Consider the following 20045-nt stretch of genomic DNA (forward strand, 5'->3'; position numbering starts at 1 on the left):
CCGACGCGTTGGTGCGTTGACGCGTTGATTTGCCGCCCGAATCACTCGTTCCAGCGACGTTGCGCGACGGCTTGTGCCAATTCACGCAACAGTTGTTCGGTATCAGGCCACGACAGGCAACGGTCGGTTATGGATTGGCCGTAGACCAGCTGATTAAGCGGGGCGGGCTTCTGGTTGCCACCCTCAAGGAAGCTCTCCATCATCACACCGGTGATGCCGCGCTCGCCCTGGGAGATCCGCGCGGCGATATCGCGCACGACCTGCGCCTGACGATGCTCGTCCTTGCCGGAATTGCCGTGCGAGCAGTCGACAATCAACCCATGTGCCGCCGCGGAATCAGCGGGCAGCATCGCGCGGATATCCGCCATCGCCTGTGCGACGGATTGCGCATCGTAATTCGGCCCGTGGCTCGAGCCGCGCAACACCACATGACAGTCGGGATTGCCGAGCGTTTCGACAGCGCTCGCGCGTCCCAGATGGTCGATACCAAAAAACGTGTGCTGTTGGGCGGCCGCATAGCACCCATTGACCGCCGCCTTGACGGATCCGTCCGTGGCGTTTTTGAAACCAACTGGCATAGACAGGCCGCTCGCCAGCTGCCGGTGAATCTGGCTTTCCGTGTTGCGCGCGCCGATTGCTCCCCAGCTGATCGCATCGGCGATATACTGCGGCGATGTCGGCTCCAGGAATTCGGTCGCGGCGGCAAGCCCGGTGTCCAGCACGCTGAGCAGCACGCGGCGAGCGAGCAGCAGCCCTTTGCGAATCTGATGACTGCCGTCGATGTCGGGGTCGTTGATCAGACCTTTCCAACCGATTGTCGTACGCGGCTTTTCGAAATACACACGCATGACGATCAGCAACTGGTCATCCAGCTCGTCTTTCAGCGCGGACAGGCGATGCGCATAATCAAGCGCAGCCTTGGGATCATGGACCGAACAGGGGCCGACGATGACCATCAGACGGTCGTCCTGCCCGTACAGGCACGCGCGGATTTCATCGCGCGAATAGGCGACCAGATTCTCCGCCTGCTGCGACAACGGCAGCGACGACAACACCTGCGCCGGCGTGGGCAACGGCTCGAGTTCAAGCACACGGCGGTTGATAATGCGGCTGACACCGACCTGATCCTCCCAGCGCGGAACATCCGTCGCTTCCAAAGGATTCTTGCCTTCGCTGATCGCCTCGTGGATCGCACGCAAATCCTCCGGCGAATTCAGCGGCTGCTGGCCAATATGCAAGGGGTACGCCGCCTGCTGCTGTGCCGCCCGCTGCGATGCCACTGATGCTTCCGGTGTTGCCGCGTCCTGCTTCTGCTCGTTCATCATGCCCTTTCGTCAATACTGACTCAAGCATAACGCCACCGATCGGAAGGCAGGCAAGACAGCCCGGAACCCCACTAGCGGAACCGGCTACCGACGCAGGGCGCGACGTGCAGTGACCGCGTCGGCCAGCGTGTGCAGCAGCTGGTCGGTGCGATCCCACGGCACGCAGGCGTCCGTGACGGATTGGCCGTAGACAAGCTGGTCGAGCGGGGCGGGCTTCTGATGTCCACCTTTCAGGAAACTTTCCATCATCACACCGAAAATACCCGGCTCTCCTTGCGCGATGCGCCCGGCGATATTCTCGACCACTTCGGCTTCGCGTACCTCGTTCTTCCCGCAGTTGCCGTGGGCTGCATCAATGACCACGCCGGCCTCGCTCACACCGGTCGCCTTCGAAGCTTTCAGCGCTTCAAGCGCTGCGGCAACCGACTGCGGATCATAATTAGGGCCGTGGCTGGAGCCGCGTAAAACCACATGGCAGTCGGGATTGCCCTTCGTTTCAGCCGAAATCACACGGCCATCAAGATTAATCGAGAGGAAATGATGCTCGAATCCGGCGGTATAGCAGGAATCCGCAGCCGCTTTAATCGAGCCGTCCGTGGAGTTCTTGAAACCGACCGGCATGGACAGACCGCTCGCCAGTTCGCGGTGCACCTGGCTTTCCGTGTTGCGGGCGCCGATTGCGCCCCAACTGATGAGGTCGCACAAGTACTGCGGGGTGATCGGGTCAAGCCATTCGGTGGCAGCCGGCAGGCCGAGACCCAGCACATCGGTCAGGACTTTGCGCGCCAGCCACATGCCTTTGCGGATATTGAACCGGCCATCCAGATCGGGGTCGTTAATCAGACCTTTCCAGCCGATGGTCGTGCGCGGCTTTTCGAAATATACGCGCATGACGATGAGCAGACGGTCGCTCAACTCGCGGTTGACGGCGGCAAGCTTGGTCGCGTATTCGTGGGCCGCTTTGGGGTCGTGGATCGAGCAGGGGCCGACAAGCACGAGCAGACGGTCGTCACGACCGTGCATGATATCGCGGATTTCCTGACGCGAACGCAGCACCAGATCACGCGCATCGTCGGTCAACGGCAACTCACGCAGGAAGGCGCGCGGCGCGGGAATCGGGTCAAGCTGGCGTATGTTGATGTCCACAGTCTCGGGGAGTACGGCAGCATCACCGAATCGGCGCTCATCCTCAGCACTATCGGGACCACGCAGACCAGCCATCACTCTCTCCTTTCGACATTCCGGACATGGACTACTCACCCTATCGCAAGGCACGGAGCGAACCGGCACCGTGATTGCATGCTGGAACGCAAACCGCCTGCCGACGCTGAAAGATGCGTAAGCGTCGGCAGGCGGGACAATGACATGACAGGTGTCGTCAGTCGGCGAGAGCGCCCATCGGGTCCCAGGCGGGGAGCATGATGGCGGGCTCGTTCAGAGCGGCCTGGTATTCGGCCGGGAGCATCGTACGCGGCACGGCCACCTCGTACACGTATTCGGTGAACCAGTCGTCGCTCATCGTGAAGTAGCCCTTGTCGGCGATCTTGTCGCCCCACGAGTTCTCGACGCGCCAGCGACGGGTCGTCTTGCCGTCGTCGGCGACATCCACGCCGACGAACGCCATCGCGTGGTTCATCGCGGAATCGGCGAACCGCACGCGATCCTGCTTGTTCATATCGAAGTCCACATTGTAGACACGGCCATACTCGAACAGGTCGGTCGCCCAGGCGCCCGACTCACGGTCCATCATCGGATGGCAATCCGCGCCGAACCACACCGGGATGCCCTGCTCGGTCAAAATCCGGCGCACGCAATCCTTCATGAACTCGTTCGGCACATTGAGGTATTCGGTTGGGTCTCCCCCGGCGACATTGCCCAGATGCTCGATGCCGATTTTGCGACCCTTCGGATGTTCGACACGCGGATCGTCCACGAGGCACACGTAATCCTCGAGACCGGCGTTCACATACTTCTTCCAGAAGTCGACCGGCGTGATCTCACCGTCACGATGGAAATTGCCGTCCGCGTCGGTCCACTCCCAATCGAAGCTCTTCGGCGGCTCGCCGAGGTGGATGGTGAGGATGCGATGCCCGGCGTCGGTCGTGCGCGCGATAATCTCGCCAATCTGCGCCTTGTTCGCGTACATATGCGCGACCGCGGTGTGCAGCAGCGCACGCAGCTGCGTGTTCATCTCGCCGGTGTTCTTCGAGGATGCGGTCTCCGGGAACAGATCCTTGGGGACGGCGCCGTACTTCTTGTACACGTTCATCGCCATCGTCCACTGGCCGCCGTCGCCCATCACGTCATGCAGAAGATGCTGCATGAGACGGGAATCCGACGGCTCGCCGGCACGCACCAGCGCGGCGACATCCTTGAGGAAGTAGTTCACGCGCTCGAGCTTGTCGTAGTACATGGCGTAATTCTGCGAGAACTCGAATTCCTTCAGCCCCAGGTTCTTCTTCGCAATGAAACGGGCGACATTCAGCGAGCTGAACAGCCAGCAGCGACCGGAATGGTCCTGATGGGTGACAGCGCCGTTGTCAACGACCGTGGAGAAGCGCCGCTGCAGGCGGCGCGCGCGGTCATAGTTGCGGGCGACATTCTGGATGCCGGCGACAGTAACCGCATTCATGGCGAGGTGATTATGCTCGCTCGCGTCGAACTCCTGACGCAGATTGTCCAATGCTTCAGCGCTCAACGGCGTAATCTGGTCCATTCCTACCTCTTGTCTGTTCATATTGATGATTTCTGCCTGTATTTCAGTATTCCCGATTTCCGGTATTCCTGTGTTTCGCCCGTGCACATGGCGAGCGTGGTACATACGGCAGGAGGAGCGCCGGAATCCGGACGCTCCTCCATATCCAATGCCTTGAACGTCATGGGCTGACCGATGCCGTGATGACGGCGTCAGCGGGCTTTTCCAAGGCACATAATATCAGGTTCAGCAATCAGTTGTTTGCGTTACCATCCTCATTCGCTGAAGACGCGGGCAGCTGAGCCTGCTGTGAAGCCGGCAACTGCTGGTCTTGCGCGCCGGCCTTAGGCTTCGCGCCCTCGCCGTCGGCGACCACGCCGGTGACCGCGACATCGTCGGTTTCAGCCTTCGGCGCACCGAAATTGAAGCCGGAGAACGCGTTGGCGAACATCGAACGCAGCTCGGTGACGCGCTGGGTGATGCTGGATTCACGCTGCTGCAGCTCGGCGATATGCTGCTGGAGCCCATCAAGCTCGCTCTTGGCAGCTTGGCGACGCTCCTCAATTTGCTTGGCGGCGTCTTCCTGAGCCTTCTGGAGGATCTGCGCAGCCTGCTCATCGGCGGCCTTGCGCTTCTGGTCGGCGTAAGCGTCGGCTTCCTCGCGGGTCTTCTTCGCCTTACCAATCAGATCGTTCGCTTCCTGCTTTGCGGCGGTACGACGCTCTTCGAGATTGTCAAGCAGCTCGTTGACCTTCTTGGTCGCATCGTCCTGCTGAGCGGCGATATCGGCGCGAATCTGTTCGGCTTCGGCATCGACCTGGCTCATGGTCTTCGTACGATACACCTCGGCCTGATCGGAGATCTCCTGGGCCTTGGCCTTGGCGGCATCGGTGATTTCACCGGCCTTGCGCTGGGCCTCGGTCATCGTACGGGACGCCTGCTCACGCACGTCGGCGAGCTTCTTATTCGCCTCGGCGAGCGCCTTCTCGATCTGATCGTTGGCTTCGCTCTTCAAATGCGTGATCTCTTCGTTCGCAGCCTTGCGCTGAGCCGCAATCTTCTGCGTGGCGTCGGCCTTCATGTCGGAGATCTCACGGTTCTGCTTGGCCAGATCGGAGGCCATACGCTTCTTCTGCTCTTCACGGGCGTTGCTCAGCTCAAGCTTGACGGTGTCGCGCTGCTCGGTGACGGCCTTGGCAGCTTCGGCACGCATCTGCGCGACTTCTTCCTTCGCGTTCGCGGTGATCGTCGCGGCTTCGGAATTCGCCTTGTCCAGCGTGGCCTTCGCCTTCGCATTCGCCTCGTCGATGATGTGCTTGGCATCGAGCTTCGCGTTGTTCAGCAGGGTTTCAGCCTGCGCCTGGGCTGAGGCGCGCGTCGAGGCGGCGTCCTGCTTGGCGCGGTTGAGCAGCTCTTGGCTGGTCTGCTCTGCGGAGGCAAGCATCTGCTGAGCGTTTGCGCCAAGAGAAGCGAAGGAATTGCCCTTCGATGCCTTCTTGACGTTGTTTTTCTCTTCCTGCAACTGCGCCTGCAACTGCAGAATCGTGTCATCGCTTGACTTGACCTGCTCACGCAGACGATTCAGCGACTCCTGCGACGCATTGATGGCCTCGTCGACCTTCTCCTTGTCGTAACCGTGAAACACGATCGGGAACCGATCAACCATGAATATTCCTTTCGCCCACGGAGCGAGTGCTCCGCAACACACAACCGATTGAACTCTACCCCAAAAATAGGACGTTCAGGAACGCCATCACTTCATGTTCACAGTTGCGTTCGAAGCCCGCCGGCGCAAGCGCACACACGCCGCTTATGCGAGCAGAATCTCCCCCGACGAAGGCTCCAGATAGTAGCGCACTGTCTCATGGACCACATCACGCGCCGCCGCGATCTGTTGGGCGAGCGGCAGACCGTGCTGGGGGTGCGGCTGCTCGTTGACCGTGGGGAAATTGAGGAAACCACCGATGACATGGTCCTTCGTCGCAGCCCAGTTCAACAGGTTGTAGAACAGCGAGTTGCACACGTAGGTGCCCGCGTCGGAGCTCAAAGTCGCGGGGATATGGTGGTCGGCGAAATCCTTGAGGATGGAGCGCAGGGGCAGACGCGTCCAATATGCGGCCGGCCCTTCGGGGTCAATCGGCATGCGCCGCGGGCGACGATTGTCTGCATCAGGTTTGGCGGCGTCCATCAGATTGGTGGCGCAACGTTCCAACTGCATGCCACGCGCCGCACGTTTGAGACCCGTTGCAATGACGATATCCGGGTGCGTGCGCTCGATGGTCTCCAGCAGCATCGGCCACGCCTTGGCGAAACTGACCGGGAGCAGCACCGTGTGGATGGTCACCTGTGCATCAGCCAAAAGGCGGTCTTGCTCGGCGAACCCGGCGAGCCCGTCGCGTTCCAACGCGGACAGCACCTCGAGACATGGGTTGACGTCGATGCCCTCGTATGGCTCGAATCCGGACATCACCACATTGATCTGTTTCATACCTTCAAGTCTAGCCACAACCGCATTTCTCCTGTGAGCACGGGCTCATGGCGATATACGCCTACCTACGCCTCGTCGGGACGCACCATGCCCTGCACGCGGTCGATGGCGCGTTTGCGGGTCGCCTCGAACGCGAAACGCTTGACCATCTCCAGATCGTCCTGCGTGGTGATTTTCATATTGCTTTCGCTGCCGGCGACAATCGCAACACGCGTATCCGGCAGATAATCCACGACCACCCGCGTATCGTCGGTCGGATGGAAATCCGGATCTTGCGCGGCGAGCTCGTATGCGTGGCGGATTGTCTTGAAGCGGAAGGCCTGCGGGGTCTGGGCGCGGAACATATCGCTGCGATCGGGTACCGCATGTACCACTTTGCGGTCGCCCAAATCTTCGGTGACGAGAATCGTGTCCGTCGAGGCCATGGCGACCGTCGCCGCATCGAATTCATCCAGGGCGTCGATGCAACCGTCGATCGAGGACCGCTCGATGAACGGACGCACCGAATCATGGATCAGCACCTTCGCGTCCTGCGGGATACCGAAATCCGCAAGCATCTGCAACGCGCTCTCCGTGCTGTCTACGCGTTCGGCGCCGCCTTCGATGATTGCACGGACTTTCGCGTAGCCGCCTTCGTCCACCAGACGCTCGACCTCGTCGCGCACCTGCGGGTTCACCACAACGACGATATCCGTGATTCTCGGGTCGTATTCGAAGGCCTCGATGCTCCAGCACACCACCGGTTTATTGGCCACCGCGACCAATTGTTTGGGGTTTCGGGAATCGAAACGGGTTCCGAAGCCCGCAGCCAGTACCACCGCGACCACAGGGACCTGGGCTGGTGCGGCGGCTGATTCGTCGGCTGATTCGGCTGGTGCGCCGGCCGAATCAGCAGGTCCGACAGGCGATTCGGGTTCGGTGGCCGGTTGAGATTGGACTGCCTCTTGCGGGTCGGCATCGTAAGCCTGCGACTGCTGGGCGCGGTCGGGCTGCCGGTCATGCTGGGATTCTGGACTCTCTTCGCACATACGCCCCACCGTAAACGCAACCATGGCCCGATGTCGATGCGTGTGCGGGTTTCTGCACCGAATCGGCGGATTCCGACACCTTGTCGGGTTCCGACTTGAGCGGACAGCTTGGGACCAGAGTCTTGCAGGGGGGCAGCCCACCGGAGCAGAGCGGTCTGAGACGTAGACCGAAAGCCGGTGCCACATACATACAGACAGGCCAACAAGCAGACAAACGATCGGCGAAAAACACCCGACCGCCACGAAGTCAGGCTTGCCGCGAAATCAGGGCGAGCATTCGGCCTTCATGCGTTTTCTTGGCGAGCGCGGCGCGGCGATGCGAGTACCACAGCGGGTTCTCCAAGGTGCATAGGCTGTGTTTGATGGCGCCGACCCGCTCGTCAAGCTCAGGATCGCCTTCGTTGTCGATACGGCACAAGTCGCGCAGTTCCTGGTCTTGCGCGAGATATTGCGTTGCGGCGGCGACGCGGGGCCGCGAATCGATGATGCGTTCGGCGCTCACACCGGCCTTGTCCAGGCACTGGCGGGCGGCGGCGGCGATATCGATGCCGGGGCCGCCGAAGCGGGTGAGCGTGTAGGTGCCGGGGAATTTTGCATCGAACGCGTCGGCGATATCCCCGCCGACCTCATAGCAGTCGCCACAGATGCATGGTCCGAGCGTGGCGACGATACGGGAGCGTTCTGCGCCTTTGGAACACATGAGATCGATGGTATGGGCGATGATGTCGCGTTCCAACCCTCGCCTGCCGCAATGCGCACCCGCGATGATGCCGGATACCGGATCTGCCATGAGAACAGGCAGACAATCCGCTGCAAAGATGCCGAGCGCGATGCCGGTGCGCGAGGTCACCTGGCCGTCAGCGGCGACCACCTGAGACTGCCTGTCCGTGTCGACGCCTGTGTCGGTGGCCTCAGAGTTCGCGGCGTCTACAGCCGTGCCGTCTGCCCGCACGGTGCCGGATACATCGAATCCGAAGGGCGTGTTGATGGTGAAGGAACCGTCGACATCCACTGCTTCCCCGGAATGGACTTGGCTGATCAGCGACAGGTCAGCGCCGACCGCGGTGCGCAAAGCCACCCGGTTGGCGAGTACATGTCTGGGGTCGTCTCCGGATTTTCCGCCCAGATTGCACGCCGCGTAATCGCCTTGGCTGACCCCGCCCAACCGGGTCGTGTAGGTCACGGTGATACCCGGCGCGAGGATGATCGGAATGGTGACGGGGATTGGATTGCCGGATTCGTCCACCGGCGGGATGGCGTTGCTGTCCACGATGTTCGCAGGATCGTTCATACCGCCTATCCTAGCGGCATGCCATGCAATCGCCACTCGCCGGTCTTGCCGGAACTGCCAGCCTCGGCTATTCGGCTTTCAGCGTGCGATTGCGGGCGCGGGAACGGATTGCGGCGTTCACGGTCACCGGCTCAGGGCAGGGCATGGAGAACACATGGGCGGGGTTGTTCACCGATTCGACCCAATGGCCATCGGCGTCAAGGAACCCACCCGCCGGCACGGTCATACGCAGTGGTTCGCGACCGGGCATCAGGAACTCGACCTCCTGCCCCGCCTCGATTTTGTTGCGACTCATCAGCGTGACCCTCCGCGTTGAAGCGTCATACGACATCACTTCGCCCACGACAATCCAATCGCGGAAATACCCGCCGCGGTCTGTATTTTGCCCGACCGGATGTTCAGGATAGTAGAAGCCCGTGCTGTATTCGCGGTGCGAGACCTTATACGGCTCGTCCAGCACCCATTGCGGCAGGCGGACATGCGGCGCGTCACCGGGCATGCGCGCGGCATCGCCCAGCAATGCGGGCTGTCCTGCCGGCGTTCGGCGGACCCGGTCGGCGAACGGCCGCAGCGTATGGCCTTGCCCGTCCTCGAACCCGCGTTGGACCATATACGCGTCCACCGCCGTCTTGTAGGCGTTCGTGACTGCGGCAACGTAATACGCGCTTTTCGCCCGGCCCTCGATTTTCAGGCTCGTCGCTCCCGCGTCGATGAGGTCATCAAGATGGCCGAGCATGTTCATATCCTGCGAATTGAACAGGAACGTTCCCTCGCCGTTCTCCTCGACCGGGAAGAACCGGCCGGGACGCTTCTCCTCGACCACATGGTATTTCCAGCGGCAGGGCTGCGCGCAATCGCCATGATTGCCGCTGCGGCCGGTCAGATAATTCGACAGCAGGCAGCGCCCGGAGAAGGCCATGCACATCGAGCCGTGCACGAAGCATTCGATATCAAGATCATCCGGCGTATTCGCGCGGATGTCACGGACCGCGTCCAAGTCAAGCTCGCGGGCGAGCACCACACGCTTCGCGCCCAGTTCGTACAGCGCGTTCGCGGCACCGTAGTTGGTGACGCCTGCCTGCGTGGACACATGCAATTCGAGATTCGGGGCGATATGGCGGGCTTCCATCATGATGCCGATATCGGTGACGATCAGCGCGTCGACCCCGACTTCGGCGAGCTGGCCCAGATACTCGCGCATGGCCGCGACCTCGTCGTTATGCGGCAGAATGTTGCAGGTCACGTACACGCGGGCGCCATGCTTGTGCGCGTACCGCGCGCCCTCCTCGAAATCCTCGAGCGTGAAATTCTTCGGCGCCGAACGCATGCCGAAGGCCTTGCCGCCGCAGTAGACGGCGTCCGCGCCGAAATCGACTGCGGTTTTCAGGCTGCGCAGGTTGCCGGCCGGCGCCAGCACTTCGGGGCGCCGGCGAGTATGGCGTAAGACCGCCGCAATCGGAGCTGCGGCTGCGTCCGCAATCGACGCGGTCTGCGAAGTCTGTGCGTTCATTGGTGTGATCGCCGCCGAAATCTGTCCGGCCTGCCCGGTCTGTCCGGCCTGTGGAGTCTGTGAAGTCGTCATCTGTTCATTCATCACCGCATAGCATAACAACCTCGCCGCGATGACACGTCCTGCAACGTCCCGCAGCGTCTTTTCCCCAGAACCACCTCCCCACGAATCGCTCCATTCCACAAACTGGTTACGCTGACAAGCCCCTCAGCGTAACCAGTTTGTGGCAGACAGCAGATGCTGGAGACCAGCTCAGCCGAGATAGGCGAGTTCGTCGGGACTGAGCTCGAGTTCGTCGGCCTTGAGCGAATCAAGGATGGTTTCGGGTCGATGCGCGCCCGGAATCACGAACATGTGGTCGCCCTTGGCGAGCTCCCACGCGAGCACCACCCGCTGGTAGCTGACACCATGCTTCGCGGCGACTTCACGGAACGGGTCGAACAGATGCTCGTCGTAGGGGTGGCGATACCCGCCAAGCGGACTCCAACACACGAATGCGAGACCGAGCTTCGCACAGTAATCCAGCGTGTCTTGGGTTTTCATATGAATCGGGGAATACTGGTTCTGCACGGCGACCAGCTTGTCGCCCAACACGCGCCGGGCGATATCCAACTGTTCGATAGTGACGTTCGACACGCCCGCCCATTTGGCCACACCCTGGTCGAGCAGCGCCTTGATGCCTTCGCAGGACTCCTCGTACGGGACCTCCGGGTCATGGCGGTGCAGGTACAGCAGGTCGATCGCGTCCACGCCGAGCGCCTGCGCCGACTGTTTGCCGTATTCGATGAGATGCTCCGGCTTGCCGTCACGCGGCCAAATCGGCTTGTCACCGTCCCATGCGCGGCGCAACCCCACCTTGGTGGCGACCAGCACCTCGTCACGCGGGCCGTTCCACGTGTCAAGCGCCTCACGCACCAGCTTCTCGCCAGTCTGTTCCTCCTCGCCGGGCGTGTAATATGCCCACGCGGTGTCGATATGGCGGCAGCCGGCGTCAAGGGAGGCATGCAGCGTCTCGATGCCGACTGCATGCCCGCGGTTGTTCTCGATGGTCAGCGGCATTTCGCCATGCCCGATGGCGGTGGTGTGGAACGGTCCCAGATCACGGAATAACGTCATGAATCCTCCTTCGCGGACACCGCATACCCTCATGGCAGGCGGCTGCCGGACAACGTGTCCGTCGGCCAAGCGGCCTCGGCACCGATTCGCCTGTCGCCGCTTGACGCAATCAGTTCCAGCCTACGGGCGGATATGGATTTCACCACGATTCCACCACGAGAATCCGCATGGGCTGGTCCTGCTAACGGCCGCCGAAACTGCCGCCACCGGTTCCACCGCCACCGCCACCGAAACCGCCACCGGAGAAACCGCCGCCCGACAGGCCGCCACCCGACGAATCCGCCGGATGCAGGACCGTGTTCGCCGCCTCCTGGACTTCGGTGAAACCAGCACCCAGCTGCGTACCCAGATCGGCGAAGGACGACGGGGAGAAGGAGGCCCCGGCAATCGCGCCACCCAATGCCGCAGCGCTGTTCGTGCCGAAACCCGTGTTCCAGTACACCGGGCGGTACATCCAGTACAGCAGCGAATCAGAGGCGTTGCTGTCAAGCCACGCGGGATCGGACAGTTCAGGAACCGCTTCGGCAAGCTGACGCATCACCTGCTCGGACATGCCGAACGCCGCCGCATATACGAGATACCGGTCCCATAGCGTGAGATCCAGCACGCCGCGATCCTTGAAATCGCTGAAATCGTTGAGATACTGCTTCAGCCCCTCCACTTGCATGGCAAGCGCCTTGCCGTTGTCGTTCAACCCGGTGAACCTCGTCAGGCTCAGGCACACGGCCAGGCAGAAGGCCAACGGCAGAATCAGCGCGAACTGCATGGCCAGATTGTCATTGAACAGCACCATGCAGCCCAGCCCGTACACCACCGAGCATACGGCGGCGGCGAGCGCGCCTCGACCGTTGGACGTCGTGGCGGCGAGCGCGGCGAACTCGCCCGTGAACCGTTCGACCATAGACTCCTGCTTACGGGCGCCCGACTTCCAGTCGCTCATCGATTCGCGCATCCGGCCCATGTCGAACACCCGGCTGTTGACCCTGTGCCCCACGGTTTGCAGGAAATCAAGCAGCGCATCCTCGGAATCACACAGGTTCAGCTGTGCGCGCGTGCCGGGGTTGTCGCTTGCCGGTTCGATTGCGATGGTCACGTTGTCGCTCGAGCCGGAAGCCGTGCCTTGCGCGGCCGGGGATGACGCGATCGCCGCGGACAGCGCGCGGGGGTCTGTGGTGGCGACGTTGATGCCGTTGTATGACTCGCTGTCGCCCGGCAGGATACGGATCGCATGCTTCGAAGCCAACGACAGCATGGTCGCCGACAGCGCGCGCGCATCCGTTTGCGACGAGGACACGTTCTCCAGCACGCCGTTGAGCCGTGCGGCGTTGTTAGGGCTCATATCGGGCGGGTCATGCCGGTAGACTACGTCTTTGGGACAGGCGGCCTTGCGGCGGCTGAACACCGCGGACACAATCAGCCACGCCGCCAAAGCGATGGCGACCAGTATAGCCAGTGTCACCTCGACCACCAGTGTTCTCGCCTTGATACGCTGGCTGTCTTTCCACGCCTGTTCCAGCTGGTCCTCATGCGCCATGAGGATGGCTTTGTGCTCGCCGTCCTCATGGCGTGCGATGCCGGAGGTCTTGGCCACGTCAAGCATGGCCACCAGGTCAAGATAGTCGCCGGACTTCACGTTGTATGCGGTGAACTTGAGCGAGCCGTCATCCGCGCGCGAAGTGGACGACGTACCCTCGTAATGCAGCCATGCCCACGAGTTCTTCGCGGTGACCCCCTCGGGGAAGGTGACCGTGCCGGTGAGTTTGCCGATCGGCACCTGGTTTGACGCACCGACCGGTTCCCACTGGAACGCCGCCACGTCATCATAGGCGGTGCTGACGCCCTTGAAAGTCATAGTGATATCAAAGCCGAGGCTGCTCGCCTCACTGGTGGCCGGGATATTCCAGCCAAGTTCCAGCGTGCCGTCAGGCGATCCTGCGGACGCGTCGTACGGTTCCAGGTCATCGCCGTTGACCCGGGCGAGATACCAGTGGCCCGCGTACGTGGAATCCCACGCACCGTTGGTGTCCGCCCCGGGAATGACCGGGTCGGCCTGCGTGTACGTGGTGCCGCTCGTGGTGTTGCGCACGCTGACACCGGTAATCGCGGTGAGCTGGGAAGGGTCGAGTTTGTACCGCTGGTAGAGCTGCCGCCACGGCTTGTCGCGATCCTTAAGCTTGACGTCGATATGCTCGGTGATCTTCAGGTCACCGTTGGCCAGCACCTTGACGCGGTAGTCCGCGCTGCGATACGACAGGTCCGGGGAGTCGCCGTGCGGCGAGGTCATGACGACGGCGAACGCGCATATCAGGACTGTCACAATCCCGGCGATAATCGCCTTCACCCATATGCCAGCTTGATGTTTCATGGTTCACTCCCCTAGACAGACAGCTGCGACGCACAGCGAACGGCAGCGCGGCCGGTAATACCGGAATACCGCGGCGGCGGAAAATCAGAACTTCACCTGCGGGGCCTGCTTGGAGGCCTCATCCACCTGGAAGTATTCCGCCTGTTCGAAGTGGAACAGGCCGGCGACGATATTGCTCGGGAAGGTCTCGATCGCGTTGTTGAGCTTCATGACAACATCGTTGTAGAACTGGCGTGCGTAGGCGATCTTCTGCTCGAGCTCCTGCAGTTGGCGCTGCAGGTCCATGAAGTTCTGGTTCGCCTGGAGCTGCGGATACGCCTCGGCGGTGGCCTGCAGGTTGAACAGGGCGCGGCTCAGGTCGTTCTCCGCGGCGATGCGTTCCGCGGTACCCGCCTGCTTGTCGGCGGCCACGGCAACAGCCTTGGCACGGGCCTCGGTGACCTGCGTGAACACCTGGGATTCATGGGTGGCGTACCCCTTGACGGTTTCCACAAGGTTCGGCACCAGATCGGCACGCTGCTTGAGCTGGACATCGATCTGCGCCCAACCGTTCTTGACCCGGTTGCGCAGGGTGACCAGATTGTTGTAGGCGCTGATCATCCACACAATGATCAGCAGCACGATGACGGCAATGATAATCCACACCATTGTTCTCTCCTTCGAAGACATCGGGGTCTCTTGAGCCCGGCAGGGACAGTCTGCAATACCAGCATCTCAGAAGGCTTGTACCAATGGCTAATTCCTCGGATTCTTGCGGTCTGCCCATCGAGGACTTATGCCTACCCATCGAGAACATGGTACTTCCCAAACTGGTGACGCCAAACCGCCTGTCAGCGTAGACAGTTTGTGAAAGGGAGCGCCACGGCTGCGGCGGCACAGGACGTTCCAGAGCGCAGGACGTTCAGGTGCTAGACCCTTCCATACACAAGACGTTCAGGGCACACGACGTTTGAGAGTACAAGGTATTCAGAGCATAGGGCGTGGGGGGCAACAGGACATTCCATGCAAAAGGGCCGCCGGGAAATACTCCCGACGGCCCAATCAGCCAATCAATCGATTAGCCACAATCAGTTCAGCTGAACCGGACGATCATGCCATGTGCAGGCGTTCCGGCACGAAACCGAACCGATGCGCGATCAGTCCTCCTCGAACGGATCGAAATCGCGGCGCACACGGCGACGCGGACGCTCATGACGCTCCTCGCGGTCGGCGCGATACTCGTCATAGTGGTCATCCGCCGCATAGCGCGGGTTGCGGTCGTCACGACGGCCGCCACGATAGCCACGGCCACCACGGTCGTCACGCTCCGAACGCTCGGAACGACGGCCACGACGCGGACGATCATCATACTCATCATCACGATCATCACGGGAACGACGAGACTGACGCTCGTCATCATAACGGTCGTCACGGCTGCGGCGAGACGGACGGCGGTCGTCATCGTAACGGTCGTCGCGGTCATCACGGTCGGAACGACGGCCACGACGCGGACGATCATCATACTCATCATCACGATCATCACGATCATCACGGGAACGACGGCCACCGCGATATCCGCGATCCTCGCCCTCGTCACGACGGCCACGGCCGCCGCCACGACGCTCGTCACGCCCGCGACCGGCGGAACGCGGAGCCGAAGACTCCTGGTCCTCGAAACCGGGGATGGCCAGGGAAATCTTGCCGCGGTCATCCACACCCTGCACGACGACCTCGACGGTGTCGCCTTCCTTGAGCACGTCCTCAACGGCGTCGATACGCTCGCCGTTGGCGAGGTTACGCACCTGGGAGATGTGCAGCAGGCCGTCGGTGCCCGGGGTCAGGTTCACGAACGCGCCGAAACTGGTGGTCTTAACGACCTTGCCGTTGTAAACCTCGCCCGGTTCAGGGACATGCGGGTTGGCGATGGAATCGATGATGCCCTTCGCCTTCTCGGCAGCCTCGCCGCCCTCGGAGGAGATGTAGACGGTGCCGTCGTCCTCGATGGTGATCTCGGCGCCGGTGTCCTCCTGGATCTGATTGATCATCTTGCCCTTCGGGCCGATAACCTCGCCGATCTTGTCGACAGGCACCTTGGTGGTGATGATACGCGGAGCGAACGGGCTCATTTCGGCCGGGCCGTCGATGCACTCGTTGATCAAGTCGAGAATCGTGGCGCGGGCTTCCTTCGCCTGCTGCAGTGCGGCGGCGAGCACGTCGGCCGGAATACCGTCGAGCTTGGTGTCCAGCTGCAACGCGGTGATGAACTCGGAGGTACCTGCCACCTTGAAGTCCATATCGCCGAATGCGTCCTCAGCGCCCAGGATGTCGGTCAGCGTCTTGTAGATGTGCTGGCCGTCAACGTCACCAGAGACCAGGCCCATCGCGATGCCTGCAACCGGGGCCTTCAGCGGCACGCCGGCGGACAGCAGCGACAGAGTGGAGGCGCACACGGAGCCCATGGAGGTGGAACCGTTGGAGCCAATGGCCTCGGAGACCTGACGGATGGCGTACGGGAACTCCTCGCGACTCGGCAGCACCGGCACGAGGGCCTTCTCGGCGAGGGCGCCATGGCCGATTTCGCGGCGCTTCGGGGAGCCGACACGGCCGGTTTCGCCGGTCGAATACGGCGGCATCTCGTAGTTGTGCATGTACCGCTTGGACTGCGGGCCGCTCAGCGCGTCGATCTGCTGTTCCATCTTGAGCATGCCGAGCGTGGTGACACCCAGGATCTGGGTTTCGCCGCGCTGGAAGAGGGCGGAGCCGTGCACGCGCGGCACGATGTCCACTTCGGCGGACAGGGTACGGATGTCGCGCAGTCCGCGGCCGTCGATGCGGTAGTCCTGGGTCAGGATGCGGCGGCGCACAATCTGGCGCTGCAGCTCCTTGAACGCGTTGCCGAGTTCCTTTTCCTTCTCGGCGTCGTCCATGTCGGTGAACTCGTTGGCCAGCTGCTCGCGCACCTGTTCCTTGATTTCGTGGATGCGCTCCTGACGAGGCAGCTTTTCCGCGATGGACAGGGCTTCGTCGAGCTGGGAGTGGGCGATTTCGTCGATGCGGTTGTAAAGGTCCTCGGTGTACTCCGGGAACAGCTGGAACTCCTTGGCCGGCTTCGGAGCCTTGGCCTTGAGCTCGTTCTGCGCTTCGCAAATCGTCTTGATGAACGGCTTGGCGGCCTCAAGACCGCCGGCGACGACTTCCTCATCCGGCTTGGTCTGGCCCTCGTCATAGATGAGGTGCCAGGCGTTCTTGCCGGCACCGGCCTCGATCATGGCGATCGCGACATCACCGTTCTCGACCACACGGCCGGCGACGACGATCTCGAAGACCGCGCGCTCACGCTCGCTCCAGCGCGGGAAGGCGACCCACTGGCCGTCGATCAGGGCGAGACGCACGCCGGAAACCGGGCCTTCGAATGGCAGACCGGAAATCATGGTGGACGCGGATGCGGCGTTCAGGGCAAGCACATCGTAGGCGTCGTCAGGGTTGACAGCGAGCACGGTCTCCACGACCTGCACTTCGTTGCGCAGCGTGTGCGGGAACAGCGGGCGCAGCGGGCGGTCGATGATACGGCAGGCGAGAATCGCCTCGGAGCTCGGGCGGCCCTCACGGCGGAAGAAGGAGCCCGGGATCTTGCCCGCGGCGTACATCTTCTCTTCCACGTCAACGGTCAGCGGGAAGAAGTCGTAGTTCTCCTTCGGGCTGGAACCGGCCGTGGTGGTGGACAGGACCATCGAATCATCATCAAGATAGGCGGCAACAGCCCCATCCGCCTGCTGGGCGAGACGACCCGTCTCGAAACGCAACGTGCGCTTGCCAAATGAACCATTGTCGATTACGGCCTCTACGGCCTTGATTTCGGGACCCTCCAAGGGTTCCTCCTTTGTTTGATTATCTATCTACCTAAACCATTACTGACCTGACGCAGGCCTTGCGTGTCACGCGGCATACCTGGCCGCGAATCCTTCGTTTTCCTCGTGTCAGAACGTCAGCTCCATTATTCACTTATTCGTTGACTTTTCGCTTGCGGCATCGCACCCCGTGCATGTCCCCGCCGGCCCCCGGTGTTGTCTTGCCTCGAAGGCGGCGACAGGCGCTGCCATGCTGCCTACCGCCGCCGACATCGGTCCGCCCCCTGTGGGCGGGACGTTTATGAGTTCGAGCGTGATATACGAGCGCCCGCGCACAAGGCACGGGCGTAAGTCTTCTATCGACGCAGGCCGAGACGGTCGATCAGGGAACGGTAACGATCGATGTCCTCGCGCTTGAGATAGTCAAGCAGACGACGACGGTCGCCGACCATGAGCAGCAGACCACGGCGCGAATGATGATCGTGCTTGTGGGTCTTGAGGTGCTCGGTCAAATCAGCGATGCGCTTGGTGAGCAGCGCGACCTGGACCTCCGGGGAACCGGTGTCGCCTTCGTGCGTCGCGTACTTGCTGATGATTTCCTGCTTGTCCTGAGCCGTAAGTGCCACGGCTTCCTCCTTGGGTTCTAGCTGCGCGGTGCCACCGGCCCAATGCCGGAGCGCTCTCTATCCGCGGGCGAAACACGCCAAAATATAATTGTAAACCAAGGTGTGGAAAACCTATGGCATGGCATTGTCAAAGACAAGCCGACGGTCAAACCGCCTCAAACCGCCTCGAGCAGGCCGCCGAACATCACGATGCACAACGCGGCCACCTCAATCACAAAGAACATGGTGAGTGAAGCCCAGCTGTGCGTGAGCGCGTTGAGCGGGGAATCCTTTCGGATCGCGACCAGCAGCCCGACGAACACCAGCGCGTAGACCGCCACCGCGGCGCCCGCCGCCATGATTCCGAGGTTTGCGGCGTTCGCCAGCGGTGCGTCCGAACCATACACGACATACGTCGAATACCAGAAATTGAATCGCAACAGGCACATGCCCGCGATGAACTGCTCGGCGATGACCCCAAGCACGAACACCACTCGCCACAGCCAACGACGCGAATCGACAATCAACATGCCGAGACCCGTGAACGCGAGCACCGTGACCAGCCAAGAGATGAACATCACCCCTTGCACAGACAGCTTGCTGACCGCGGCTACCAAATCGGAGGTATTGCGCACGGCGATATCACGGCCGATGCCATACGGCACGATGATGGCCAAGAGCAGCAATATTGCGAACACCGCCCATTGCACCGGATGTGACTTGCTGCGTTCGATATCTGCCAACGACAAATCGCTGTCTGGGATGGTGGGTTCGGGATGTTTGGACACATCCACGTGTTCGACCTTCCCCCGCACGATTTCGGTCGCGGTATTCGATTCGTCCGGAGCGGTGCTGGAATCGGCGGTGATGGCTTGCGCTGAGGAGGGGGTGGCGGCATCGTCTGCGTCACCGATCGTAGAGGGGACGGCCGCTTTGCCCGCATCGCCCGCATCGGAGAGGTCAATGACGCGGTCCGAGGCCTTGGTCGCATCCATATCGATCACGTCAGTGTTCGTCCCGCCCGCGTTTGTGCTGTTGTGTGGACTCGTCTCCGCCATGCATTGCCTCGCTTGTCCGGACATGCGGCGCGATGGCCACACGCGTTGTTTCGCTATCCACTCTAGTATGCCGCATGCCGGATGGATGCGCACGAATCGGGGCAGGACATCGTCACATACATCTCCCTTATCGTCAGGCAATCAGGACAGACAAAATCTCAAATCTGCGCGAATCAGCGTGTGCCGGCGAGATATTGAGAGAAAAGTCTCAACATCTCTCGTCAACCCCGCGTGGCACACGAGACTGCCGGCACCTCGAAACCGTTGATATTGCTGGATTCTCAAGATTGGCCGCCACTTCGATCACCTTGCAAAATCTCAATTTCTCACGAAATCAGGTGTCAGGCGCGAGTTTTTCCGACTTTTTCCTGAACAACTCGCCAAATCGGCATCCAAACGCGAGATCTTGAGACTCGCCTTCTCAGACTGTGCCAAGGCCGGTGCCGGCATACCGGACGGCGAAGTCACACAAACACTGGCGATGCCAACAGCGCTCCCAGCGTAACCAGTTTGGGGAGGGAGGGCGGCTGCGCGGGAATGGAAAAGCCCCGGGATTCCGGGGCTTGTGGAGCGGATGACGGGAATCGAACCCGCGTAATCAGTTTGGAAGACTGAGGCTCTACCATTGAGCTACATCCGCGCATCGCACCATCTGCAAGCATACGGCGCAACTCGTGTCATTATACACGAAACCGCGACGACGCGCCGCGCGCCGCAGATCTTCCACCGCTGTCGTG

The 20045-nt window shown here is 61.6% G+C and carries 14 protein-coding genes and 1 tRNA gene; all 15 read right to left on the reverse strand.

From position 1 onward, the window contains the following. Nucleotides 1-41: 41 nt before the first annotated feature. Nucleotides 42-1325, reverse strand: coding sequence for a 3-deoxy-7-phosphoheptulonate synthase (locus ACZ41G_RS07055; RefSeq protein ID WP_464145086.1), 1284 nt, complete (start codon nt 1323-1325; stop codon nt 42-44). An 84-nt stretch (nt 1326-1409) separates the two neighbouring features. After that, nucleotides 1410-2546, reverse strand: a complete 1137-nt coding sequence (locus tag ACZ41G_RS07060) for a 3-deoxy-7-phosphoheptulonate synthase (RefSeq protein ID WP_464145088.1) — start codon at nt 2544-2546, stop codon at nt 1410-1412. Nucleotides 2547-2703: 157 nt separating this feature from the next. Then, entirely contained in the window at nt 2704-4041 is a 1338-nt protein-coding gene (locus tag ACZ41G_RS07065) for a C1 family peptidase (protein WP_464146261.1), read from the reverse strand. 232 nt (nt 4042-4273) lie between these two features. Continuing rightward, nucleotides 4274-5686 carry a cell division protein gene (locus ACZ41G_RS07070; protein ID WP_464145090.1) on the reverse strand — a complete coding sequence of 471 codons (1413 nt, stop codon included), beginning with the start codon at nt 5684-5686 and terminating at the stop codon, nt 4274-4276. A gap of 144 nt (nt 5687-5830) precedes the next feature. After that, complete coding sequence (locus tag ACZ41G_RS07075; protein WP_033506057.1) at nt 5831-6508, reverse strand: pyroglutamyl-peptidase I; 678 nt, start codon at nt 6506-6508, stop codon at nt 5831-5833. A gap of 65 nt (nt 6509-6573) precedes the next feature. Continuing rightward, the gene (locus ACZ41G_RS07080; RefSeq protein ID WP_464145091.1) at nt 6574-7536 is read right to left on the reverse strand and encodes an IspD/TarI family cytidylyltransferase; all 963 of its coding nucleotides are present in this window, start codon (nt 7534-7536) and stop codon (nt 6574-6576) included. Between the two features lie 247 nt (nt 7537-7783). Continuing rightward, a complete protein-coding gene (locus ACZ41G_RS07085) occupies nt 7784-8827 on the reverse strand; it encodes a purine nucleoside phosphorylase YfiH/LACC1 family protein (RefSeq protein WP_464145093.1) in 1044 nt (347 codons plus the stop codon). 67 nt (nt 8828-8894) lie between these two features. After that, nucleotides 8895-10409 (reverse strand): peptidase U32 family protein, encoded by a 1515-nt coding sequence (locus ACZ41G_RS07090; RefSeq protein ID WP_464145094.1) that lies wholly within the window; start codon nt 10407-10409, stop codon nt 8895-8897. A gap of 180 nt (nt 10410-10589) precedes the next feature. Next, the gene (locus ACZ41G_RS07095; protein ID WP_464145096.1) at nt 10590-11453 is read right to left on the reverse strand and encodes an aldo/keto reductase; all 864 of its coding nucleotides are present in this window, start codon (nt 11451-11453) and stop codon (nt 10590-10592) included. 181 nt (nt 11454-11634) lie between these two features. Continuing rightward, on the reverse strand, nt 11635-13818 hold the full coding sequence (locus ACZ41G_RS07100) for a DUF2207 family protein (protein ID WP_464145098.1): 2184 nt from the start codon (nt 13816-13818) through the stop codon (nt 11635-11637). A gap of 84 nt (nt 13819-13902) precedes the next feature. Continuing rightward, entirely contained in the window at nt 13903-14466 is a 564-nt protein-coding gene (locus ACZ41G_RS07105; protein ID WP_033506066.1) for a LemA family protein, read from the reverse strand. A 488-nt stretch (nt 14467-14954) separates the two neighbouring features. Then, the gene (locus tag ACZ41G_RS07110) at nt 14955-17666 is read right to left on the reverse strand and encodes a polyribonucleotide nucleotidyltransferase (RefSeq protein WP_464145099.1); all 2712 of its coding nucleotides are present in this window, start codon (nt 17664-17666) and stop codon (nt 14955-14957) included. Between the two features lie 335 nt (nt 17667-18001). Beyond that, nucleotides 18002-18271, reverse strand: coding sequence for a 30S ribosomal protein S15 (gene rpsO, locus ACZ41G_RS07115; RefSeq protein ID WP_321046351.1), 270 nt, complete (start codon nt 18269-18271; stop codon nt 18002-18004). 155 nt (nt 18272-18426) lie between these two features. Continuing rightward, nucleotides 18427-19119, reverse strand: coding sequence for a hypothetical protein (locus tag ACZ41G_RS07120; RefSeq protein WP_321046359.1), 693 nt, complete (start codon nt 19117-19119; stop codon nt 18427-18429). A gap of 755 nt (nt 19120-19874) precedes the next feature. Further along, nucleotides 19875-19948: transfer RNA gene (locus ACZ41G_RS07125), tRNA-Gly, on the reverse strand. Between the last annotated feature and the right edge of the window lie 97 nt (nt 19949-20045).

Source organism: Bifidobacterium porcinum (genome assembly GCF_055378475.1).